The sequence below is a fragment of the Pseudomonas edaphica genome (genome assembly GCF_965277385.1).
GTDB lineage: Bacteria > Pseudomonadota > Gammaproteobacteria > Pseudomonadales > Pseudomonadaceae > Aquipseudomonas > Aquipseudomonas edaphica.
Map to the genome: position 1 here is coordinate 6523549 of NZ_OZ255725.1, position 23311 is coordinate 6546859.

Sequence of the window (23311 nt, forward strand, 5' to 3'; positions counted from 1 at the left end):
CTGGACAGTCCGATTGCACCGTCGCGGGGCAAAGCCGCCCCATCCTGCACAACTGCTGTGCCGGCGGAGTGCTTAATCCCCGCAAGCGCAATGCCTATAGTGGATTCAAAACCGCCCAAGCCTGAGGTGAACCATGAACAGCGAGTTCAAACCCGACCTGACCGATACAGTGCCAAACGAGCAAGTGGACGCCGAGTACTTCGAGTACAGCAAGGCGGCCAACCCGATCAGCGCCAACCTGATTACCCGGATTCCCTACCACAGCTTCCCGGCCTCGCTCTACGACAGCGGCGCCTCGCGGGTGGTCGCGCTGGACCTCAGCCAAGCGCTGGGCTGTGAAGGCCCGGCGACCGGGCCAGGGTTGTGCGCCAACTTTATCCGCTTGAACGCCGGTGACGCCCTGGACCTGCACCCCAATGCGACCTCACAGGTGTTTTATGTCATCGCAGGCGAAGGCCGCGTGGTGCAGGGCGAACATGAGATCCAATGGTCGAGCGGTTGCTTTATCGCGCTGCCTGGCCTGCAGCCTGCGCGTTTCAGCGCTTCACAGGATGCACGCCTGTACTACGTGCATGATGAACCGCTGTTGCGCTACCTGGGCGTGACCCGCAGCACTGATCGCTTCGTGCCGACGTTGTATCCCGCCGCGCTGGCCAACCAGAAGCTGCGGGAAGCAGCGGATGACCCGCGCGCCCAGGACCGCAGTCGCATCAGCATTTTGCTGGGCAACCGCAATTTCCCCCAGACCCGAACCGTCACGCATGTGCTCTGGGCCATGTACGGCATTCTGCCGGCGGGCTCGATCCAGAAACCGCACCGGCACCAGTCGATTGCGCTGGACTTCATTATCGACTGCCCCAAGGGCTGTTACTCATTGGTGGGCACTGAGCTGGACGCTGATGGCCAGATCCGTAATCCGGTGCGGGTGGACTGGTCGCCGGGGCTGGCGTTCGTGACACCGCCGGGTTACTGGCATGCGCATTTTAACGAATCCGATACCGAGGCATTCCTGATTCCGATCCAGGACGCCGGGCTGCAAACCTACCTGCGGGCGCTGGATATCCGCTTCAGCTGACAGTACTCGGTCAAAATGTGGGAGCTGGCTTGCCTGCGATTGCATCAACTCGGTATGCCTGATGTACCGAGGTGCTTGCATCGCAGGCAAGCCAGCTCCCACAGGTTTTGCTTTAGTGCCAGCCGCTCAGGTCGGCCTTATTTCCAATAGGGCGTTTCACCCAGCTGCTCGACGACAAAGTCGATAAAACAGCGCACCTTGGACGACACGATCCGCTTGGGCGGGTAGACAAACCACACCGCAAACGCCTGTTCAGCCCCCAGAATGCTCCAGTGCGGCAACCAGACCCGCAACTCACCCGCCTCAACGCTTTTGCTCACCAGCCAATCAGGCAGCAAGGCAAAGCCCAGGCCTTGGCGTGCAGCGAGCAACTGCGCGTCCAGGTCGTTGATGCGGATACAGTCGCCGTATACCTGCGGCAGGACTTCACCACCGGCCTCGAAGGCAACATCATGCGTGCTCAGGATGGCGGGCAGGCCGGACAGGTCTGCCGGAGTCGACGGGGCCGCGTGCTGCGCACAAAACCCCGGGCTGGCCACCAGCAGGTACTTTCCCGCGCAGATCTTGCGCGCCTTGAGCGTGGAGTCGGGCAGGGCGCCAATCCGAATGGCCAGGTCAACGCCTGCATGAATCAGGTTGACTTGGGCGTTATCCAGCACCAATTCCAGCTTGATTTGCGGGTAGCGCGCCAGGAATACGTTCAAGACCGGCAGGATATGGTGCCGGGCAAACGCCGGTGGCAAATTGAGCTTGAGCACCCCACGGGGTTGCTGGTTGAGCGCCGAGGTCGCCGCCTTGGCTTGCTCCAGCTCATCCAGCACACGGCGGGCGTGCAGCAGAAACGTCTGGCCGCCTTCGGTCAGGTGCAGCGTGCGTGTCGAGCGGTTGAACAGGGCGATGCCCAAGTCCTGCTCAAGATCCTTCACATAGCGCGAGACGGTAGAGGCCTTGATGCCCAGTCGCTCAGCCGCCCGGGAGAAATTATTGCCTTCGGCGGCCTCGACAAAGGCGGTTAGCGCAGCGAAATAATCCAAGTGCCGCCTCGGTGGTCAGCGTGGGTGAGCGCTCAGGTTACCGGCTGTGGTCAGGCACCGCCACGGGCACGGATCCCGGTTGTTCGACGTCCTTATGATGGGTTTCACCAATAAACATATACATCGCCGGCACCATAAACAGCGTCAGCAACGTGCCAATCGACAGCCCGCTGAAGATCACCAGGCCCATATCATGCCGCCCCGCAGCGCCAGCGCCCGACGCCCACACCAAGGGCACCACGCCCAACACCATGGCGGCGGTGGTCATCAGGATCGGCCGCAGCCGCACCGCCGCCGCTTCTTCAATCGCCTCACGCTTGCTGTGACCAGCGCGCTGCAATTCGTTGGCAAACTGCACGATCAGGATGCCGTGCTTGGTGATCAGCCCCAGCAACGTCACCAAACCGACCTGGGTGTACACGTTGATCGAGGCGTAGCCCATGGTGATAAAGGCCAGGGCGCCGAACAGGGCAGGCGGCACCGAGAACAGAATCACCACCGGGTCGCGAAAGCTCTCGAACTGGAACGCCAGCGCCAGGTAAACGATCAGGATCGAAAACAACAGCAGCCCGACGAAGCCGCCAGACTCCTGAATGAACTGGCGCGACTCGCCGGAGAAATCCGAGGTGTAGCCCGACGGTGCCACGTTGGTGAGGATGGTATTGAGCTTGGCCAGCAACTCGCCCTGGGCCACGCCGCTGACGCCCGATAGCGTTGCCGAGTTGAGTTGCTGGAAGTGGTTGATCGATTCCGGCTGGGTCGAGGTCTCGATGTGCGCCACCGTGCGCGCCTGGATCATGCTGCCCGAGGGCGTACGGATGTAGTAATCGAGGATCTGGTCCGGGTTGAGGCGATCCACCTGCAATACTTGGGGAATGACTTTGTAGGAGCGCCCAGCGGTGGAGAAGTAGTTCACATAATTGCCGCCCAGCGCTGCGGACAGCGCCGCGCCCACGTCGGCTTGGGTCATGCCCAGCGCGGCGATTTTTTCGCGGTCCACCACCAGCTTGGCTTGAGGTTTGTCGAGTTTCAAATCCATGTCGGAGAACCAGAACAGCTGCTGTTTCTGTGCCTCGGCCATCACCGCCTGCGCCACTTCGTTGAGGTTTTCCACCGAATCGGTGGTGGTGATCACAAACTGCACCGGCAGCCCTTGGGCGCCCGGCAGCGAGGGCAGCGGGAAGGCGGCAATGGTGGCGCCCGGCACCTGGTTCCACTTTTGCTGCAAATCCAGAATCAGTTGGGCCTGGGAGCGTGTGCGCTCATCCCAGGTTTTAAGCAACACGCCGCCCAGGCCCTGGTTGAGCGCGGGCAGGCCGGTGAGCTGGAACATCTGCGCGTATTCCGGCTCTTTATTGGCGATCTGGAAGGCCTGGTCGGCAATCCGCTCCATCTGCTGCGGTGAGGCGGTGGGTGGGCCTTTGATCTGCATAAACACCAGCCCTTGGTCCTCGGTGGGCGACAGTTCACTCTTGGCCGTCATGCCACTGGCGGCCACCAGCAAGAACAGCACAAAACCAAAGGTCACCAGCACCGGCCAGATATTCAGGCCGCCCGCCAGCACGCGGTGGTAACGCTTGCGCAACCAATCAAAATAGTCATCGAGCTTGCGCGCGAAACGACCTTCCTCCTGCCCTGGTTTGAACAACTTGGAGGTCATCATCGGTGAAAGGGTCAACGCCACCACGGCCGACACGGTCACAGCGCCCGCCAGCGAGAAACAGAACTCCTTGAACAATGCGCCCGTCAGCCCGCTGCGCAGCCCGATCGGCACATAGGCGGCAATCAGCACCACAGTCATCGCGATGATCGGCCCGCCCAACTCCCGCGCCGCCACCAGCGCGGCCTCCAGCACGCCTTTGCCTTCTTCCTTGATGTGCCGGTCGACGTTTTCCACCACGATAATCGCGTCGTCCACCACCAGGCCGATGGCCAATACCAGTGCGAGCAAGGTCAGCAGGTTGATCGAATAGCCCAGCAGGTACATCACAAAGAAGGTGCCGACCAACGACAACGGGATCGCCACCAACGGCACGATCACCGCGCGGAACGAGCCGAGGAACAGGTAGATCACCACCGACACAATGATCATGGCCTCGACCAGGGTCTTCACCACCTCGTAAATCGAGGTGTTAATAAACGCGGTGGAGTCATACACAATTTCGCCGCGCACGCCGGCCGGCAGTTGCGATTGCAACTCAGGGAATGCCTCGCGCACGCTGCTGGCGACGGTGAGGATGTTGGCGGTGGGCGCCGCCTTGATGCCGATAAACACCGAGCGCTTGCCGGAAAACGCCACGCTGCTGTCATAGTTCTCGGCGCCAAGGGTGACGGTGGCCACATCCTCCAGGTACACCAGCGCATCGCCTTTCTGCTTGATCACCAGCCGCTTGAACTCATCCACTGTGTGCAAATCGGTGCCGGCGGTGAGGTCGACCGTCACGGTTTGTCCGCGTGTCGAACCAACGGCCGACAGGTAGTTATTGTTGGCCAGCGCCGTGGACACGTCCTGCGCGGTGACGTTATGCGCCGCCAGTTTGTCCGGGTCCAGCCAGGCGCGCAGGGCGAACTGGCGCCCACCGAGGATCTCGGCGGTTTGCACGCCCTGGATCGAGTCCAGCTTGGGCTTGACCACCCGCACCAGGTAGTCGGTGATGTTATTGGTCGGCAGCGTGTCGCTGTAAAAACCCAGGTACATGGCGTCGGTGGTCTGCCCCACGGCAATGGTCAGCACCGGCTCCTGGGCTTGCGCCGGCAACTGGTTCTTGACCGAATTGACCTGTGTGTTGATCTCGGTAAGGGCTTTGCTGGCGTCGTAGTTCAGCCGCAGCGTGGCGGTGATGGTGGAGATGCCGGTGATGCTCGACGAAGCCAGGTAGTCGATGCCCTGGGCCTGGGCAATCGCCGATTCCAGCGGTTGGGTAATAAAACCGGCGACCGTGGAGGCGTCGGCGCCGTAGTAGGAGGTGGTGATGGTGACCACGGTATTTTCGGTGCGCGGCCATTGATTCACCGGCAGTTCAAAAATCGAGCGCAGCCCCAGGATCAGAATGAACAGCGAGACGACGATGGCCCACACCGGTCGCTGGATAAAGGTATCGGTAAGCTTCATGGGACACCTTTAATGTTCTTGGGGCGTCGGCGCCGGGTCGTTCAGCGGCGCGGCGCTGTTGTCGACCTTCACCGGCGAGCCGTTCTTGAGCTTCATCTGGCCGCTGGTGATCAACAGATCGCCTTCCTTGACGCCGGACAGGATCGCGACCTGATCGCCACGGGTCGGCCCGGTCTTGATAAAGGTCTGTTGCGCGGTGAGCACCTCGTCACCCTTGTCATTCTTGCTCGAGGTGGCAATGAACACCGTGGTGCCATACGGGTTGTAGGTCACCGACGTTTGCGGCACGGTGAGGTAGCGTTGGGTGGCGCCCGAGCTGACCACGGCACGGGCAAACATGCCGGGCACCAGGTTTTGCTTGGGGTTCTCCACGGTTGCTTCAACGGTAATGTTGCGCGTGGTGGCATCGAACTGGGTGTCGATGGTGCTGATGCGGCCCTTGAACGTCTGGTTGGACAGGCCGTCAGCCGTTACCGCAACGCTTTGGCCAATGGCGATAGCTTCCATCTGCGTCTGCGGTACGCTGAAGTCGATATAGACAGGATCAAATGTCTGCAACGTGGCGATCTTGTCGCCGGGGTTGAGGTATTGGCCGGGGTTGACGCTGGTGATACCGATGCGCCCGGCAAACGGTGCGCGAATGGTCTTTTTCGCCACCAGCGCACGCTGCTGCTCGGCGGCGGCGAGCTTGGCTTTCAAGTCGGCGGTATCGGTGTCGACCTGGGCCTGGGAGATGGCGTTGACCGCCAGTTGCGCCTTGTCGCGCTTGAGCACGATGACGGCGAGGTCGGCTGTGGCCTCGAGCGAGTGCAGTTGCGCGATGTCGGAGTCGGCATTCAACTGCACCAGCAGTGCCTGGGCTTCGACATCCTGGCCGGGTTTGAACCCGATGGTGCGCACGATGCCGCCCACTTCCGTGGTCACATCCACGCCGCGCACTGCCTTCATCGAGCCCACCGCCGAGACGCTGGGTTGCCAATCGCTGAATGGCACTTGCATCGCCGTCACCACCGCTGCAGGCAAGGGCTGTTTGGACTGGGCGATCAGCGCCGAGATCTGCACGAACTTCACCCCGGCAATGATCGCGACAATCACCAGCACCACCACGATCATGATCAGCATCGGCCGCCACAGTCGCCGCTTGCGCGGACCATTGGGGGCCGGTGGTGGGGCAGAGACAGGGGTGACTTCAGCCATGGGGTTTCTCGCTGTTGATTCAGTTGAGCCGCGCGGCATCGGCCGGCGCGGCTTTGCTCTTGGCCGGCATGATTTCCTGCCACGACGGCAGGCCGAAGCGATCCGGGCTGCCCTTGGTATCCGGGTTCACATCCGTACGGTTCCACCAGCCGCCACCCAACGCCTGGAAGAGGGCGGTGGTGTCGCTGTAGCGGGCGGCCTGGGCCTTCACTCGTGACAGTGCAGTGTTTTGATAGGTCTGCTGGGCCGTGAGCAGGTTGATATAGGCCACCGCGCCGAGACGGAACTGGGCCTGGACCAGATCCAGGTTGGCCTGCGCGGAGCGCTCGGCCACGACCTGCTGGTTGAGCGCGTCGGCGTCGGCTTCCAGCGCCCGCAGTGCGTTGGCCACGTCCTGGAAGGCGGTCACCACCGTGCCGCGATAACGCGCCGCCGACTCGTCGTAAGCGGCCACGGCTGCGCGTTTGCGGTGTTCGAGTGCGCCAGCGTCAAAGATCGGCTGGGTGATTGAACCCGCCAGGCTCCACACGCCAGAGCCCGATGAAAACAGCTTGGTGCCGCTTGCCACCGTGGAGCCCAGCGAGCCGGTAATGCTGAACTGCGGCAACTGGTTGGCGACAGCCACGCCGATATTGGCGCTGGCCTGATGCAGTTGAGCCTCGGCGGAACGCACATCCGGGCGCTGGCCCACAATGGCCGACGGCAGGCTCACCGGCAGTTCTTCGGGCAGCTGCAAGGACGCCAGGTTGAAGCGCTCGCCCTGGTCCTGATTGGGAAAGCGCCCCAGGTAGGCCATCAACTGATTGCGTGTCTGCGCCAATTGCTTTTGCAACGGCGGCAAGGTCGCACGGGTTTGCGCCAGTGCGGTTTGCTGGGTCAGCACGTCGGAATCGCCAATCGCCCCCAAACGCCGCTGGGCTTGCAGCAGGTCAAGCTGGCCGCCCTGCAGGCGAATGATTTCCTCGGTAGACGCGATTTGATCGCGTACAGACGCGAGGCTGATGGCGGTATTGACCACATTGGCAGTCAGGGTCAGGTAAGTCGCCTCCAGTTGGAAGCGCTGGTATTCGGCCTGCGCCGTGGTCGACTCGATTTGCCGGCGCGTACCGCCAAACACATCCGGGGCATAGGAGACGCTCAGCGACGCTGAACTGACGGTGAGTATTGGCGATTGCGGCACGCCGGAGGTGACCCCCGAGACTTTCTCACGGGCCTTCTGCACATTGCCGCTCACCGACGGGAACAACGAAGCTTGATCGGCATAGATCAGCTCGTTGGCCTGGCGCAACGCGGCTTGCGCGGCGCTCACATCCGGGTTGGCCTTCAAGGCTTCTTCGACCAATGCGTTCAAGGCGGGCGAACGAAACAGCGTCCACCATTGGCCAGGAATATCCATCCCGGCGATCAGCCGCTGCGCGGCGCCACCGGTGTCGATATCGGCGTGGGCAGTGGTGGTGAGTTTTTCTTTTGAATAGTCGGCGTTCGCGGCCACATCGGGTCGGGCGAAATCCGGCCCGACGGTGCAGCCGGCGAGGGCCAGGCACAGGAGGCTAAGCGGAGCGAGAACGTGTGATACACGCTGCCGAGGCTGCTCTTTCATGTTGACTCTATTAATCAGTTGGCTAACTGTTTTTTTGTTGAGCAATGACTGCAGGTGCATCAGGGACGCTGGACTCAAACCAGTGTAGGTGGTGCCGGGCGCTATGCAATGTCGCCCCCTGAGTTTCCGATGCACTGATGGCTATAAAATGCATATTCCGCATTCTTGTAGAATTAGGATATGCATAATCAGTATTTTACACAGGATGATCAGTCCCTCATCTTCTCCCTCCTTATAAACAGGCTTCTGGAGAAAAACGTGCGTTACCTGACAACACTGACGGCCGGGATGACCGCCGCCTTGCTATGCCTGACTGCGCACGCGCAAACGCTGGTGGTAGGCGACCAAAGCTACAACGCCCAGGCCGTGATGGAAGCAGCGGGGGTGCTCAACGACCTGCCCTACACCCTGGAATGGAAACAATTCACCGCCGGCTCGCCCGTCGCCGAAGCGCTGAATGCCAACAGCCTAGACATCGGCCTGCCGGGGGATGCACCGGTGCTGTTCCTGGGCGCACTCGGCGCGCCGATCAAGGTGATTGGCATCAGCCGTCAGAACCTCGAAGGCGTGGCGATTCTGGTTAGAAAAGACTCCTCGATCCACAGCCTTGCCGACCTTGCCGGCAAGCGTGCGGCCATCTGGAAAGGCTCCTGGAGCCAGCAACTGCTGATGACGGCGCTGGACAAAGCCGGCGTGCCACATGACTCGCTGGAGCTGCGGTACCTCAGCGCGCTGGATGCTTCCCATGCGTTGGAAGGCGGCTCGGTTGATGTGATCGCCACCTGGGAACCCTACGTTACCCAGCAGGAACGCCAAGGCGCACGGGTGCTGGCAACGGCTGAGGGGTTGATACCTGCGCAGAGCTTTATTGCCGCCAACACCAAGGCCTTGGAGAGCAAACGCGCACCCATCAGCGACTTTCTGCAGCGCTTGAAGAAGGCCCGCGACTGGACACGCCAAAGCCCGGCCAATGCCGATGCGTATGCGGATGCCTGGGCCAAACGTACCCGCGCCGATGCCGACATCGCCCGCGCCTGGTTTGCCCGCGCGCGCACCACGGTTGAGCCGGTCACGGCCCAGTCACCGGTGGAAGCGCAAAAGACCGTGGACTTTTTTGCCAGCCAAGGCCTGGTCAAGTCCTATTCGGCGGCCAGCCTGTTCGACGATTCATTCGCGGCCGCCTTGCAATCCGCCGTGGCCAAAACGCTTCAAGGAACATTGAACAAATGACTAAAAGACAGCTGAAACTTGGCGCCCTGACGATGGGCTGCGGCGGCCCCGGCCGCCACAACCTTTGGCTTGATCCCGAGTTACCGGCCGACGCCAGCGTCAACGTCGACTGGTACATCGCCATTGCCCGCCAGGCCGAGGCCGCCTTGTTCGACTTGATGTTTATCGTCGACAGCCAGTTCATCACGCCCGGCTCACCGTCCCATTACCTCAATCGCCTGGAACCGCTGACACTGCTATCGGCGTTGGCCGTCAGCACACGGCATATCGGTTTGGTCGGCACGCTGACCACGTCCTACAACTCGCCCTACAACGTGGCACGGCGCTTGGCCTCCCTGGACCTGATCAGCAAAGGCCGCGCCGGCTGGAACGTGGTCACCAGCGGTGACGCTGGCACCGCCGGCAACTACAGCCGTGACGAGCATTACGACTACGACACCCGCTACGGCCGCGCCGCCGAACACGTTCAAGTGGTGCAAGGCTTGTGGAACTCCTACGAGGATGACGCCTTCGTGCGCGACCGTGCGACGGGCCAGTTCCTCGACCCCAGCAAACTGCACAGCCTGAACCACAAGGGCGAGCACTTTTCCGTGGTCGGCCCGCTGAATATCCAGCGCTCGCCCCAAGGCCAGCCAGTGATCTTCCAGGCCGGTGACTCGGAACAAGGCCGCGACCTGGGCGCCGCCACCGCCGATGTGATCTTCACTCACGCCGCCAGCATCGAGCAGGGCCGGGCGTTTTACCGGGATATAAAGGGCAGGGCGCTGCAACACGGGCGCGACCCGGAGCAGTTACTGGTGATGCCCGGCGAGGAAATCTATGTAGGCGATACCGACGAGCATGCGCGTGAAATCGAGCAGTATTACCATCAGGCTGACCATAGTTTTGAGCTGGCACTGAAGGAGTTTGGGCGTAATTTCGGCTGGCATGATTTCAGCCAATACGACCTGGATGCGCCGTTTCCCCAGGAGAGTCTGGAGGCTGCACGCAGCAGCTTTTTTACCAATGCCAAGCGCATTGCTGATCAGGCGCGGGAGAAGGGGTTTACCTTGCGTCAGGCGGTGGAATTCGGCCGGCAACTGCGGCCGGGGGCGTTTGTGGGGACGGCGGATACTGTCGCGCAGAAAATGGCCGATTGGCTCCAGGCGCGGGCGGTGGATGGGTTCAATATTTACATTGGGCATCCGGGGCAGTTCACGCGGTTTACCCGGGAAGTCATACCGTTGCTGCAAGAGCGCGGGGTTTATCGCGCGGCGTATGAAGGCACGACCTTGCGCGAGAGTTTGGGGTTGGAGAATTCGGCGTATAGCCCAGACATTCAAAGGAGGACCCGAACGTAGCAGACGAACGCAAAGGTAGTGGCCTGTTGCCATAAAGATATTGAACAGTTTAAGCTTGCGGCCGATCTTTTCAGTGCCAGCGACCACCTGATTTCAACTTTTCTGGCTTTATGCCTGGCCTCTCAAGTTAAAGGAACTAACGTTGAGACACGTATCTCGGTATCCAAACAGTACTCCAGTAGAGCTCAACGTTGACTCGTTGATTGCCGAAATGTCGCAATTGCGGGAGCACTTTGAACTTCCGGAGCAGTCTCGACTGACCCGACGGCCAAAAATAAACTCACGCAGATGGAGTACCCGGAAAGTGAAATCGGCGCTCCTTGAAACTTTCCACGAAAAGTGCGGGTATTGTGAGAAAAGTCTACGGACTACGGGATTTGAGGTGCACCACCACCGCCCGCTGATGAACGCAAAAAGCCGTGCTGGTTATTCAGATGTGCCAAGCCCTGATCACTATGCCTGGTATGCCTACGAGTGGAACAATCTTGTTCTCGCTTGCTCCATATGTGCACGCTTTAAAGGTACGCAGTTCCCTACACAGAATAAACGCGTTCTACCATTCACACCTTGGGCACATGCGGACCAAGAGAATCCTGCTCTTATTGACCCTTCTCATGACAATCCCTATGACCATTTCGTATTCCATACTGACGGAGCCTGCGTATTCAAAAGCCCTAGGGGTAAGGAAACCATCAGTGTACTTAAGCTAAATCGGAGCGAACTTAAGGTAATGCGCGCTCATTTTTTCTCTGAGCTCATCATCATTATCGAACAGCTAAGATTGAGGGACTACAATGAGGTAATGCTCGCTTTGGGGCGTGCACTGGATGATCGCCGTGCTCACGTAGGGGCCGCAAAAATTTGGATAGCGGATTCTTTGCTGGCAATATCAGGAAATAAAAACTCTCCTGTTGAATCTGAGTTTTTAAGCGAGTTATCCGGCTTTGTAACAATCTCCACATCGGCAATGTGGGAAAAATTCATTGTAAATTTAAAAGGTAATAATGAATCTAAAACGGTTCGCCGGTTTGACATCATTGAAGCGGCTGCTGAGAAGGAAACTATCAACTTTGCACGTATTGTATCGGTCCAAATCAGGAATTTTAAGGGCTTCGGAAAATTTGATATAAAATTTTCCAGCCGTGCGGTCGATGAGCGTGATATAGCTCCAGCGGTCGTACTGCTTGGAGAAAATGCTGTTGGTAAAAGCTCACTACTTCAGGCAATTGCTTTAGGCACAATGAGTCGGCCTCTGAGGGAGCAAATAAAGGTGGATTTAAATTCTTTTCGTCACCAATCGAGGTGGCAATCAACTCAGGTTGCCAATGAGACTCACACAACTCAGGCGAGTATAAAAGTCAGCTTCGATGATGGGAGTGTTAATGAAGTACATATCCACCGAGGTGGAGTAGTTCATGATGAAACGTTTACGAGTACGATGGTCCTCGGGTATGGTGCCCATCGTTCTTTCAATGATAAACCCACGAGCCATAAATACATTAAAGCAGTCTCGAGCATTGTCTCGCTGTTCAACAAACGAAGAATATTGCCTCATTCAGCAGAGTGGCTTGAATCGCTCGATGACGAAACTTTTCCAACCGTAGCACGTGCACTGCGAGAGATCCTCAATCTAGCAGATGATGACGAAATTATCCGCACACTGCATAGCGGTATTCTCATCCGTAAAAATGGCGAGCATATCGCTCTGTTTCAACTCAGCGACGGTTACCGGTCATTATTTGCCATGGCGCTGGATATCATGCGTAATATGCTTCGGAAGTGGGGAAACCTAGAGAGTTCCCGTGGCCTTGTTCTGATTGATGAAATAGAAATCCATCTGCATCCGCGGTGGAAAATGCAGGTGGTGAGTGCATTGCGTGGCGCGATGCCGCAGGTCCAGTTTATTTTCACGACCCATGACCCGCTTTGTCTGAGGGGGATGTTCGATGGCGAGGTGCATGTCCTGCTGCGTGATGATACTAAAAAAATTGTGGAGTTAAGAAGACTACCCGGTGTTACCGGCATGCGCGCAGAGCAATTATTGACCTCTGAGTACTTTGGCCTATCCAGTACCTCGGAACCTGAGATTAAGAGCGCGGTCGACAAGTTGCTGCTTTCTGACAGCCGCAGCGCCGAACCGCAAGCGCAGTTTTCTGAGCAACTTAGCGCCTTCTCGTTGATTGGAGATACTCCGGAACGTCAGGTAGTAAACGAAGCCCTGCGTCGACACATAGTCGAGCAATTGCGCTCCAATCGACTCGATCGTGAGGACGTTCGTGAAGAGTCCATTAACCTCATTCTTGAGCGTTTACGAGGCGATTCCGTCGGGGTTGAGCAATGATTTTCGTCAAACGGGATACGGTAACTGAGCCTGAGTCGCTGACCAAGGTTGACGGCCCAGCAGCCAGAGAAAGAGCCCGGGCCGAGGTGTTTTATGCTGCAGCCTCTACTAAGCCAGCCCCAAAGAAAGCGCCAGCCAAGGTAAAAGCAAAAGCGAAGGATACAAAGAAATCAGAGAAACCCAAGAAAAAGACGTTCAATTTTAAAGCTTATCGAGAAAAGGATGTGAAAGAAAAACTGGAGGCACTTTTTAACAAAAAGTGTGCGTACTGTGAATCCAGTTATGAAGCAGTGATGTCAGCTCAGGTCGAGCATTTTCGACCCAAAAATCGTGTGAGTGAAGATGTTAGTCATACTGGCTATTGGTGGCTGGCGTCCGAATGGACGAACTTGCTACCTAGCTGCATTCACTGTAATGGCTCCGAGTATCATAAAGTTGAGATGTTCAACACTGAACATCCTTACATGCAAGCTTTCAAAAAGGGTAGCTATAAGCTTGGCAAGTATGATTCATTCCCCATTGGCGGAGCACGTGCGAGGGTGGTAGGAGACGATTTGGAGCATGAGAACGCCTACTTGATAAACCCTACCAAGCGCAACCCAGACAACCATTTGCAGTGGGTCGTCGAGCGTGGCCTGAGCTTGGTCGCACCTGTGAAAACGGGGCAGGATTGGGACCCTCACGGTCTGGCGACCTATAAAGTTTTCGGCTTGAACCGCATCAATCTCGTTGATGTGCGCACCGAGTTAATGCTGAAGATACAAAAACAACTACTCAAAGCCGATAAAATCCTTAAAAAAGCGGCGACCGAACCATTGGGAGGTTTTTTCGATCATCTTTGCGAGGAGGCGCAAGATATTTTAGATGACCTTGAAAAGCTAGCCGATCCGTCAAAGCCTTATTCCGCCATGGTCAGAAAGCTTATTGACAATGATCGTGCCAGGTTAGTTGCCGAGTTCCAAGCTATCTTGGCCAAACAGCAAAAACCGCCTCGAAAATTAAAAAACCACGCAGATTAAAACAACAACATGCAAGAAAATCATAAATACAATGACACTAGATTAAAACTCCATGAAGTTGATGAAAATGTCATCGAGGAACTGGTCATCTTCTTTGAAAACGAAGAATACGGCACACCTGGTCGCATCAGCAAAACTGGGTGTCTTAATCTCGCAAAAAAGGGAGCTCGCATATGGAATGCCTGGAGAGAGAAATTCCCAGCGAGACTTTATGGTCATTATGACTATATAAATATTGCAGATTTTTCGGAAACGGATTTTTGTGGGTTACAGTGGGCGTTCGGGGGCGAAATCTACTTTAATAACTTCAATTTCGGCCCGGGCGCCAATTTTAATAACGCGAAATTCCCTCGTCACACTATGTTTGACGATGCTATCTTCGGAGAGTCATCAGATTTTTCCAATGTTACGATTGATGCCCGCTCAAGCTTCAAGAACACTAAATTCTCAAGATACACGCAGCTGAAATCGCTTTACCTTGAAGACTGGATTGATTTTGACTACGCAGAGTTTGAAGGGGATAACGACTTTTCAGGGTCTTCTTTTGGGGAGTGCACTCGTTTCAATGGAGCTAAATTTGGTCCTAATATCAATTTTTCCGATTGCACTTTCAGGCAAGCGGTATGCTTCGAATCTATCCAAGACACCACAAAAGACGCCGTTGCTTGGACGCCCTACGATCCAACCAGCAAAACATTCAATTGGATTTCCTTTGAGCGATGTCTATTTAACGGTCCGGTGAGCTTCAAGAATCGGGAGTTTCGAGATACCGCCCTGTTTGACGGCGCCCGTTTCAAACATACTCCGGTTTTCTTTGGGTGCACACTGCATCAGGATATGTCTTTCAAGGATGTAAAGTTTCCTCAGACTACAGGTGAGAACTCTCGCATCAGAATCTACCGAAATCTACGGCTTTCCTTCAGTCAGCTTCAAGCCGCCCAAGAAGAACAGCATTTTTTTCAGTTGGAAATGGCAGAGAACCGCCATAGCCTCACAGGGCAACGACGTTGGCTTTTTTACGCCTATGAGCTTTTATCAAACTATGGTTCGAGCCTCTCAAGACCTGCGATAGCATACCTGTTATCTGTGATCTTTTTTTCATGCGCTTACGCGGCATTGTCGTGGGCAACCCACTGCCTGCCCGACAGCCAACAATGTAGTTTTAACTTGGCCGGTATTGAGTTTTTCTTATTGCAGGCCATTCCGCTGCCGGGACTTGAAAAAATGGCAGACCCGATCAGATCTATACTCATTGCCAACGATGGAATTATCAGCCTTCTTGCAACAATTCTCATGATTCTGCAGAAATCTGTGTCACTACTGCTTATTTTTTTTATCGGCCTCGCACTCAGAAATATGTTCAGAATCAAATAAGCATTAAGGTGAACCACCCCTTTGCCACGGGATGAGTGAGTGTATGTCACACGCGCTCTCCACGTGCTTGACCATGTCTACGAGTTGGCAGGCGATGTCTGTCTCTACTTAGACTTCACCGGACGGTTAATACCGGCGTTAGTCATCGCCCCCGTACCTACGTGATACGCCTAGAGTTGCAAGTACTGCAACGACGCCTCCCAGGCTTGGTAGGCCTGCGAAGAATGTTTAGGGCTCAGGCGATAGATGTCGCGCAACAATTCCTGGGAAATTTCCTGCTGAACGTTCAAGGACGAGGCCCAACTCCAAACGGCAGGTTCACTGATTTTCGTGGACCACCTGCTGGTGGTAAGACAGGGGGGACAGGCTGCTGATGTCCAGCGCGGGGGTACTCATCGTTCAAACGTCCTTGAGGATACGGCTCCATAAGCTGCGCCTGGGCAGCAGAGGCGTGGGCTGGCATCCCGGTAGCAGTGATAGGCAATAAACGCGGAGCATACCTAGAGGCAGAGCAAATTACTTGTGAAAGTACATCCTCTGCTTTTGCCCACGAGCAAAAATAAAGATTGAGTATTCACACCAAATGTTATTTTAATAACACCCATAAGAGCGTCACGACCGTCCTGGACGTGCTCGCAAGAAAATGGGATGCCCCTGTAAATGACAATTGAACAGCGTTTGATGGAACAGGCCAAGCGGGCGGCCGAGCGTACGTATTCACCTTATTCCAGGTTTCCGGTCGGCGCGGCATTGCTGACCGCCGATGGTGAGGTCGTACTGGGCTGCAACGTGGAGAACATCTCCTACGGGCTGACCAATTGTGCCGAACGCAGCGCCTTGTTCAGTGCCATCAGCCAGGGCCATGCGCCGGGCAGTTTCAGGGCCATCGCGGTTTACGCACCCAACGTTTCACTGATAAGCCCTTGCGGTGCCTGCCGCCAGGTGATGCTGGAGTTGATGGCCAAGGATGCAGTGGTGATTTGCCAGGGCAGTGACCCGGCCGCCACGCGTACCTGGACCCTGGCGCAATTGTTGCCGGGTGCTTTCGACGCTTTCTAACCCTGGGCAGGCCTGCTGGCCTGCGTCCGCTTGGTCCCTTGTTGAGACGCCTGCATGATTAGTCTTGTCGGAATAGCGACCCTTATTGTCATTGCCATTGCTTTATCCCACCAGCGACGCTCAATCAACTGGCGCACGGTTTCGGTCGCCTTTGTGATCCAGGTCTTGATCGGCGCTTTTGCGCTGTACGTGCCCTGGGGCCAGACGGTGCTCGCCGCGCTGTCGGGCGCGGTGGCCTCCCTGCAGCTCTACGCCAACAAAGGCATCGAGTTTCTGTTCGGCGGCTTGAGTTCGCCGCATATGTTTGAAGTGTTCGGCAATGGCGGGTTTGTATTCGCTATCCGGGTGTTGCCGATGATTGTGTTCTTCGGCAGCTTTATCTCGGTGCTGTATTACATCGGCGTGATGGGCTGGATTATCCGGTTGGTGGGCGGCGGCCTGCGTCTGCTGCTGGGCACCAGTCGCGTCGAGTCGATGGTGGTGACGTCGGCGATTTTCATCGGCCAGTCGGAGGTGCCGCTGGTGGTACGGCCGTTCATTGCCAAGCTGACGCGCTCTGAGTTGTTCGCGGTGATGGTCGGCGGTTTTGCCGCGGTAGCAGGTTCGGTGCTGCTCGGTTACGCCGGGCTTGGGGTGGAACTCAAATACCTGATCGCCGCATGTTTCATGTCGGCGCCGGGGGCGTTGTTGATGGCCAAGCTTATGGAACCGGAAACCGAAGCGGCGCGCACCGACGAGGTGATTGAAGAGCTGGGGCAGGCCGAGAATCGGCCGACCAATATCATCGACGCGGCTGCCGAGGGCGCGCAGGTCGGCTTGCGCCTGGCGTTGGCGGTGGGCGCGATGCTGCTTTCGTTTATCGCGCTGATCGCCTTGTTCAACGGGCTGCTCGGTTGGGCGGGCAACTGGTTTGGCTACCCGCAGCTGACCTTGCAACTGGTGCTCGGGCACGTGTTGGCGCCGATCGCTTTTCTGCTCGGGGTGCCGTGGCATGAGGCAGTGCTGGCCGGCGGTTTTATCGGGGAAAAACTGGTGCTCAACGAGTTCGTCGCCTATGCCGACCTGGCCAACTACCTGACCGCGGACAAGGCCGCCGCAGCCGGGGTGCCGCTGTTGTCGGCACACACCCAAGTGATCGTCACCTTCGCCCTGTGCGGTTTTGCCAACCTGTCCTCGATTGCCATCCAACTGGGCGGCCTCACGGGTATCGCCCCGCAAAGGCGTCAAGAACTGGCGCGGCTGGGCCTGCGGGCCATGATCGGCGGTACGCTTTCGAACCTGATGAGCGCGGCGATTGTCGGCTTTTTCATTTCGCTGTAAGGAGCACAGTATGTGGTTGCCACAAGAAGTGATTCGCCGTAAGCGCGACGGGCATGCCCTGGCCGCTATCGACATTCAACGGTTCGTCGCCGGCATTGCCGACGGTAGCCTTAGCGATGGGCAAGTGGCGGCGTTCGCCATGGCGGTGTTCATCAAGGGCATGGACGTGAGCGAACGCATCGCCTTGACCGAGGCAATGCGCGATTCCGGCCAAATACTGAAGTGGGAGCTGCCGGGGCCGATTGTCGACAAGCATTCCACCGGCGGCGTCGGCGACATGATCAGCTTGTTGCTCGCGCCCTTGCTGGCGGCCTGTGGCTGTTACGTGCCGATGATCTCCGGGCGCGGCCTGGGGCATACCGGCGGCACCCTGGACAAGCTCGAAAGCATCCCCGGCTACGACTGCCAACCCAGCACCGAACGCCTGCGCGCGGTGGTGGCTGAAGTCGGCTGCGCGATCATCGGCCAGACCGCCAACCTGGCACCCGCGGACAAGCGTTTGTATGTGATCCGCGATGTCACCGGTTCGGTGGAGTCGATAGACCTGATCACCGCGTCGATCCTCGGCAAGAAGCTCGCCGCCGGTCTCGATGTATTGATCATGGATGTGAAGACCGGCAACGGCGCCTTTATGGCTGAGCCTGAGCAGGCGCGAGCTCTGGCCGCCAGCATCGTCGCAGTGGCCAACGGTGCCGGAGTCAACACCCGCGCCCTGATCACCGACATGGACCAGCCGCTGGCCCGCAGTGCCGGCAATGCCCTGGAAGTGGCTGAAGCGGTCGCTTTGCTCAAGGGCGAGGTGCGCAGTGAACGCCTGTGGGCAGTGACGTTGGCGCTGGCCACACAGGCACTGACGATGGCCGGCCTGGCGAGGGACGAGGCTCAGGCCCGTGATCAATTGCTTCAAGCCTGGCAGAGCGGCGCGGCCTTGCAGCGATTTGAGCAGATGGTTGTTGCGCTGGGCGGCCCGCAGGGTTTTACCGACAAACCCGATGAACATTTACCCAAGGCGGTCGTGTCGGTGCCGGTGTGGGCCGAGGAGGAGGGCTGTGTCACCGAGATCGACACCCGCGCCGTGGGGTTGGCGGTGGTGACATTGGGCGGTGGACGCAGCCATCCGGACGACGTGCTGGACCTGTCCGTGGGCTTCAGCGAGTTGGCCTTCGTCGGCGAACAGGTGAATGCAAAACGGCCCCTGGGCTGGGTTCACGCGCGCACCCAAGAGCAGGCCGGGCAGGGCGCATCCGCCTTGCGCGCAGCGTATCGGCTGGGCGGTGAACGCCTGGCCTCGCGCGAATTGATCCAGGCAATCCTATGAGCAAGGCCATCGTATTAGTGCTGGACTCATTGGGCATAGGCGCGAGTGCCGACGCCGCGCTGTTTGGCGATACCGGCGCCGACACCTTGCGCCATATCGCCGAAGCCTGTGCCCGTGGTGAGGCCGATGGGCCATTGCGACGGGGACCTTTGAACCTGCCGAACCTGGGCCAGCTGGGATTGGGCGCCGCAGCGGCGGCCAGTGGCAATGGCCCGCTGCCAGGCAACTGGGGCGACGCGACACCGATCGGCGCCTTTGGCCATGCGCGCGAGCAATCATCCGGCAAGGACACGCCGTCCGGGCATTGGGAAATGATGGGCGTGCCAGTGTTGTTTGACTGGGGTTATTTCGAGCAGCCGACCGAGTCCTTTCCACCCCAACTGCTGGCCGACCTGATCGAGCGGGCAGGGTTGCCGGGCATCCTGGGCAATTGCCATGCCTCGGGCACCACGGTGCTGGACGATTTGGGTGAATTACACATCCGCAGCCGGCAGCCGATTTGCTACACCTCGGCCGACAGCGTGATGCAGATCGCCGCCCATGAAAGCCATTTCGGCCTTGAAGCGCTGTACCGAGTGTGTGAAATCGCCCGTACTTTATGTGATGAATACACGGTCGGCAGGGTCATTGCCCGACCGTTCACCGGCGAGCACGCGGGCCAGTTCCGGCGCACCGGCAATCGCCGCGACTACACCGTGCCGCCACCGTCAGCGACGCTGCTTGATCGCCTCTGCGACGCCGGCGGCACCGTGCACGCGGTGGGCAAAATCGGCGATATTTTCGCTCACCGAGGTATCAGCCGGTTGTACAAGGCCGATGGCAACGACGCACTGTTCGACGCCACGCTCAAGGCCTACCGGGAAGCACCCGACAACAGCCTGGTGTTTGCCAACTTCGTCGACTTCGACATGCTCTACGGACACCGCCGAGACCTGGCCGGCTACGCTGCCGCGCTGGAAGCCTTCGACCGCAGGCTGCCGGAATTACTGGCGTTGATGGACGCGCAAACGTTGCTGATCATCAGCGCCGACCACGGCTGCGACCCCTCGCGCCCGGGCAGCGACCATACCCGTGAGCATGTGCCCGTACTGGCTTATGGTGCAGGCGTGGCGGCGGGGTGGTTGGGCGAGCGAGCCAGCTTTGCCGATATCGGCCAGAGCCTGGCGGTGCACCTGGGGTTGGAGCCGTTGGCATGGGGCACGTCTTTTTTGCTGCGTGAGCCATAGCATCGACAAGCGTCATCGGCTTCAAACTACGTTAAGGTGCTCATCACTTATCCATCATTACGTGAAGCATGAATCGTCCATTATTTGTCTCCCTGGATGGGCCTAAAGGCACGGGTAAAACCACGTTGTTGGAAGCCGTTACCCAAGCACTGCGGGCAGACAACAAAAAGGTGATCCGTCTTTGCGAGAGAAAAAGCGATCCCTACAGGGCTGAAACCATGGCCCTGGTCAACGCACACGCCAGAAACCCCACCGATGATTCGGAGTGGAGAGTGTGTGAGCGCTTTGCGGATAGTCGGCTCTGGATTTCCCGCCACGTGCTGACTAAACAGCCGCCCGACAGCATCATCCTGATAGACCGTTGGTACCCCTCAGATGCCGCGTTTCGCCGGACAGTCCCCTTCGCAGACATATTGCAGTTAAACCTGGACCGACACGTGCGAGTGCCAGACCTGCATGTGGGCGTTATCACCGACCCCGAGATTTCATGGTCGAGGGCCGCGCAACGACGGCGCGGGATGGGCAGTACGTTGATCCATACGCTGCAGGAGCATGTCGAGTGTACCCAGGCGTTTTTGCGAGCGGCGGGTGATCAAGGCTGGGTTTTGTGCCGTAATGAAGGGGCGATTGAACAGGCGACGGGGCAGGTGGTTTCCGAGATCTACAAAGTCCTTAAGGCAGTCGAAGCAGGTTAGAGAAATTGCTCCTGCCATCCCGGCCCTGGGATGGCAGAGGTACACAGCCGATACTCGAAAACCTGCAAATGAGAATGAGTGGCAAATGAGATCTGCTGGTATATCATGCCTCCCGAATCCAGGCAGGTTTACCTTCCCGTCCGCTCATCCATTAGGTCCAAAATCCATGCGTCATACCCTGATTTCTCTCTGCGTACTTCAGGCGGTTGCCCCTGTTGCCTGGGCGCAGGTGGCCGGCAGCGAAAATGCCAGCCTTGAGTTGCAAGCCATCAATGTCACGGGAGACGTAGACGCCGAGACGGCTCAGGGGCCTGTCAAAGGGTATCGCGCCACACGCTCTGCCAGTGCCACGCGCACAGACACCTCAATTCATGAGACGCCACAGTCCATCAGCGTCGTGCCCAAGGACGTGGTCGAGGACATTGGCGCGACTCGCCTGCAGGAGGCCCTGGACTATGCCGGCGGCGTTGGCCGAGCGAACAACTTCGGTGGCCAAGGGCTTACCAGCTTCACGGTGCGTGGGTTTACAACAGCAGAGTTCTACCGCAACGGTTTTCCGATCAACCGGGGCTATCCCAGCATGCCGGACGCCAACAGCATTGAGCGCCTTGAAGTGCTTCGTGGGCCAGCGACGATGCTCTATGGGCGCGGCGATCCCGGCGGTACTTTCAACGTGGTCTCCAAACAGCCTTTGCCTGAACGTACGGTCACATTGGGTAGCCAGGTGGATGATCAGGGCATGAAGCGCGGCACCCTCGATGCCTCCGGCCCGCTGGATGAGCAAGGCCGCCTGGCCTATCGCCTCAACGTGGTGGGAGAGGGCGGCGACACCTTCCGCGACCATGTCTCAACCGAACGGTATGGGGTCACGCCGGTACTGAGCTGGCAGGTCAATGACGACACTAAGGTGATTTTCGAAGGCGACTTCATGCGTAACAATCATCCGCTGGATCGCGGTCTGACCCGCTTCGCCAACCAGCGTGGCACGCCGTCCCGTGAGACCTTCTGGGGTGAAAAGTACGCTGGTAACCTGCACAACGATAACAACATGGCTCAGGTGCGCTTCGAGCATCTACTCAACGAAAACTGGACGCTGGGCGGTGGTGTGCAGTGGTTGGACGGTACGATGAAGGGCAATGGTGTTGAGGCAAACAATGCCACCAGCCTCAACGCCGATGGGCGAACCCTCCAGCGCAACTTCAACTACCGCAAGCTGGACTGGACCGACCAGGACTATCAACTGAACCTGACCGGGCGCTTTTCCACGGGCGGCCTTGATCACACGTTGCTGACGGGCATCGAGTACGAGGACTACGACTACAAGTCGATCATCCAACGTTCCAGCGGCGCGGCGGGGGCTTTCCCAATCGATATCTTCAACCCGGTCTATGGCCAGCCACGTCCGGCGCTGACGCGTACGCCCACCCACGACAAAGAAAACCTCAAGACTTACGCCGCCTTCGTCCAGGATCAAGTGGCGCTGACCGAGCGTTTAAAGGTGCTCGCCGGTGCGCGCTTTGAGCGCTTCGAGCACCAGTACGAATCCTACGTGCCCGGTGTGAGAAGCTGGAACGCCGCCGACAACGCCGTCACGCCGCGCATCGGGGTGATGTATGACCTCACTGACACGGTTGCGATCTACGCGGACGCCGCGCGCTCGTTCAAGCCCAACACGGGTGCCAGTCGTCAAGGCGGCGGATTCGAGCCGGAGAAGGGCAAGTCCTACGAAGTGGGGGTTAAGTGGGAAGCGCTGGACCGTCAGTTGAGCGTCGACGCGGCGATCTATCAGATCGAGAAGAAAAATGTCCAGGGTGTCGACCCGGTTGATTCGGCCTTCAATGTCGCGACAGGGCAAGTCCGCAGCCGCGGCTTCGACCTGAACGTGGCCGGCAACCTGACGCCCGAGTGGCGCATGATCGGTGGCTATGGCTATGTGGATGCCGCAGTGACCAGGGACACCACCGTGCGCTCCGGAACACGTCTGGCGAATATTCCGCGCAATAGCTTCAGCCTGCTCAACGTGTACGAGTTTCAGGATGGCGCGCTCAAAGGGTTTGGCCTTGGCGCAGGTGGAAAATACGTAGCCGAGCGTGCCGGGCAGACCGCCAATGACACGTTCTCGATGGGCGCTTACACCGTTGTCGACTTGCTTAGCTATTACAAGGTCAACGAAAAGGTCAGACTCAACCTCGACGTGAAGAACTTGTTTAACCGTGAGTACGACGAAGGCTCGTTCCTGAACTTCTACGCTTATCCCGGTGAGCCGCGTACGGTGCAAATGGGCATTTCTTATACGCTGTAATCCAATCGGAGTGCGGTTCGTCGTGGGGGATTGGCGAACCGTGGGCCAGCCTTGGATCGGGGCGGGCTG

The 23311-nt window shown here is 58.1% G+C and carries 16 protein-coding genes; 12 read left to right on the forward strand and 4 right to left on the reverse strand.

Annotation, left to right across the window (positions count from 1 at the left end; all coding sequences use genetic code 11):
• The first annotated feature begins 133 nt into the window (after positions 1 to 133).
• Positions 134 to 1075: a cupin gene (locus ACQY47_RS29595; protein WP_169986001.1), complete on the forward strand. Its 942-nt coding sequence runs from the start codon at positions 134 to 136 to the stop codon at positions 1073 to 1075.
• A gap of 137 nt (positions 1076 to 1212) precedes the next feature.
• On the opposite strand, the gene ACQY47_RS29600 is transcribed toward ACQY47_RS29595, so the two are convergent.
• From ACQY47_RS29600 to ACQY47_RS29615, 4 genes are all read right to left on the reverse strand, one after another.
• The gene (locus ACQY47_RS29600; RefSeq protein ID WP_428554372.1) at positions 1213 to 2109 is read right to left on the reverse strand and encodes a LysR substrate-binding domain-containing protein; all 897 of its coding nucleotides are present in this window, start codon (positions 2107 to 2109) and stop codon (positions 1213 to 1215) included.
• Between the two features lie 37 nt (positions 2110 to 2146).
• A complete protein-coding gene (locus ACQY47_RS29605; protein WP_099549768.1) occupies positions 2147 to 5221 on the reverse strand; it encodes an efflux RND transporter permease subunit in 3075 nt (1024 codons plus the stop codon).
• A gap of 9 nt (positions 5222 to 5230) precedes the next feature.
• Positions 5231 to 6343, reverse strand: coding sequence for an efflux RND transporter periplasmic adaptor subunit (locus tag ACQY47_RS29610; protein ID WP_236460658.1), 1113 nt, complete (start codon positions 6341 to 6343; stop codon positions 5231 to 5233).
• Positions 6344 to 6437: 94 nt separating this feature from the next.
• Positions 6438 to 8018: an efflux transporter outer membrane subunit gene (locus tag ACQY47_RS29615; RefSeq protein WP_428554376.1), complete on the reverse strand. Its 1581-nt coding sequence runs from the start codon at positions 8016 to 8018 to the stop codon at positions 6438 to 6440.
• 258 nt (positions 8019 to 8276) lie between these two features.
• Here ACQY47_RS29615 and ACQY47_RS29620 point away from each other — a divergent pair, with 258 nt between their 5' ends.
• The 11 genes from ACQY47_RS29620 (at position 8277) to ACQY47_RS29670 (ending at position 23242) form a co-directional block, all read left to right on the forward strand.
• Positions 8277 to 9248 (forward strand): ABC transporter substrate-binding protein, encoded by a 972-nt coding sequence (locus tag ACQY47_RS29620; protein WP_428554379.1) that lies wholly within the window; start codon positions 8277 to 8279, stop codon positions 9246 to 9248.
• A complete protein-coding gene (locus tag ACQY47_RS29625) occupies positions 9245 to 10588 on the forward strand; it encodes an LLM class flavin-dependent oxidoreductase (protein ID WP_428554382.1) in 1344 nt (447 codons plus the stop codon). Before ACQY47_RS29620 ends, ACQY47_RS29625 begins: the two co-directional genes overlap by 4 nt.
• 304 nt (positions 10589 to 10892) lie before the next feature.
• Positions 10893 to 12929 carry an AAA family ATPase gene (locus ACQY47_RS29630; protein ID WP_428554385.1) on the forward strand — a complete coding sequence of 679 codons (2037 nt, stop codon included), beginning with the start codon at positions 10893 to 10895 and terminating at the stop codon, positions 12927 to 12929.
• Positions 12926 to 13948, forward strand: a complete 1023-nt coding sequence (locus tag ACQY47_RS29635) for a hypothetical protein (RefSeq protein WP_428554388.1) — start codon at positions 12926 to 12928, stop codon at positions 13946 to 13948. The genes ACQY47_RS29630 and ACQY47_RS29635 overlap by 4 nt, the downstream gene beginning before the upstream one ends.
• Before the next feature lie 9 nt (positions 13949 to 13957).
• Positions 13958 to 15322 (forward strand): pentapeptide repeat-containing protein, encoded by a 1365-nt coding sequence (locus tag ACQY47_RS29640; RefSeq protein ID WP_428554391.1) that lies wholly within the window; start codon positions 13958 to 13960, stop codon positions 15320 to 15322.
• A 660-nt stretch (positions 15323 to 15982) separates the two neighbouring features.
• Positions 15983 to 16381 carry a cytidine deaminase gene (locus ACQY47_RS29645; RefSeq protein ID WP_236460642.1) on the forward strand — a complete coding sequence of 133 codons (399 nt, stop codon included), beginning with the start codon at positions 15983 to 15985 and terminating at the stop codon, positions 16379 to 16381.
• A 54-nt stretch (positions 16382 to 16435) separates the two neighbouring features.
• Entirely contained in the window at positions 16436 to 17701 is a 1266-nt protein-coding gene (locus ACQY47_RS29650; protein WP_017135630.1) for a NupC/NupG family nucleoside CNT transporter, read from the forward strand.
• A gap of 10 nt (positions 17702 to 17711) precedes the next feature.
• Positions 17712 to 19019, forward strand: coding sequence for a thymidine phosphorylase (gene deoA / locus ACQY47_RS29655; protein ID WP_017135631.1), 1308 nt, complete (start codon positions 17712 to 17714; stop codon positions 19017 to 19019).
• Positions 19016 to 20245, forward strand: coding sequence for a phosphopentomutase (locus ACQY47_RS29660; RefSeq protein ID WP_428554396.1), 1230 nt, complete (start codon positions 19016 to 19018; stop codon positions 20243 to 20245). Before deoA ends, ACQY47_RS29660 begins: the two co-directional genes overlap by 4 nt.
• Positions 20246 to 20313: 68 nt before the next feature.
• Positions 20314 to 20940 carry a dTMP kinase gene (locus ACQY47_RS29665; RefSeq protein ID WP_428554399.1) on the forward strand — a complete coding sequence of 209 codons (627 nt, stop codon included), beginning with the start codon at positions 20314 to 20316 and terminating at the stop codon, positions 20938 to 20940.
• 166 nt (positions 20941 to 21106) lie between these two features.
• Positions 21107 to 23242 (forward strand): TonB-dependent siderophore receptor, encoded by a 2136-nt coding sequence (locus tag ACQY47_RS29670; RefSeq protein ID WP_428554402.1) that lies wholly within the window; start codon positions 21107 to 21109, stop codon positions 23240 to 23242.
• The last annotated feature ends 69 nt before the right edge of the window (positions 23243 to 23311 follow it).

Coding starts and splice junctions, on each gene's coding strand:
- ACQY47_RS29640 (WP_428554391.1), top strand. CDS start 13,958: ATGCAAGAAAATCATAAATACAATGACACTAGATTAAAACTCCATGAA.
- ACQY47_RS29645 (WP_236460642.1), top strand. CDS start 15,983: ATGACAATTGAACAGCGTTTGATGGAACAGGCCAAGCGGGCGGCCGAG.
- ACQY47_RS29635 (WP_428554388.1), top strand. CDS start 12,926: ATGATTTTCGTCAAACGGGATACGGTAACTGAGCCTGAGTCGCTGACC.
- ACQY47_RS29660 (WP_428554396.1), top strand. CDS start 19,016: ATGAGCAAGGCCATCGTATTAGTGCTGGACTCATTGGGCATAGGCGCG.
- deoA (WP_017135631.1), top strand. CDS start 17,712: ATGTGGTTGCCACAAGAAGTGATTCGCCGTAAGCGCGACGGGCATGCC.
- ACQY47_RS29615 (WP_428554376.1), bottom strand. CDS start 8,018: ATGAAAGAGCAGCCTCGGCAGCGTGTATCACACGTTCTCGCTCCGCTT.
- ACQY47_RS29605 (WP_099549768.1), bottom strand. CDS start 5,221: ATGAAGCTTACCGATACCTTTATCCAGCGACCGGTGTGGGCCATCGTC.
- ACQY47_RS29625 (WP_428554382.1), top strand. CDS start 9,245: ATGACTAAAAGACAGCTGAAACTTGGCGCCCTGACGATGGGCTGCGGC.
- ACQY47_RS29595 (WP_169986001.1), top strand. CDS start 134: ATGAACAGCGAGTTCAAACCCGACCTGACCGATACAGTGCCAAACGAG.
- ACQY47_RS29670 (WP_428554402.1), top strand. CDS start 21,107: ATGCGTCATACCCTGATTTCTCTCTGCGTACTTCAGGCGGTTGCCCCT.
- ACQY47_RS29610 (WP_236460658.1), bottom strand. CDS start 6,343: ATGCTGATCATGATCGTGGTGGTGCTGGTGATTGTCGCGATCATTGCC.
- ACQY47_RS29665 (WP_428554399.1), top strand. CDS start 20,314: ATGAATCGTCCATTATTTGTCTCCCTGGATGGGCCTAAAGGCACGGGT.
- ACQY47_RS29650 (WP_017135630.1), top strand. CDS start 16,436: ATGATTAGTCTTGTCGGAATAGCGACCCTTATTGTCATTGCCATTGCT.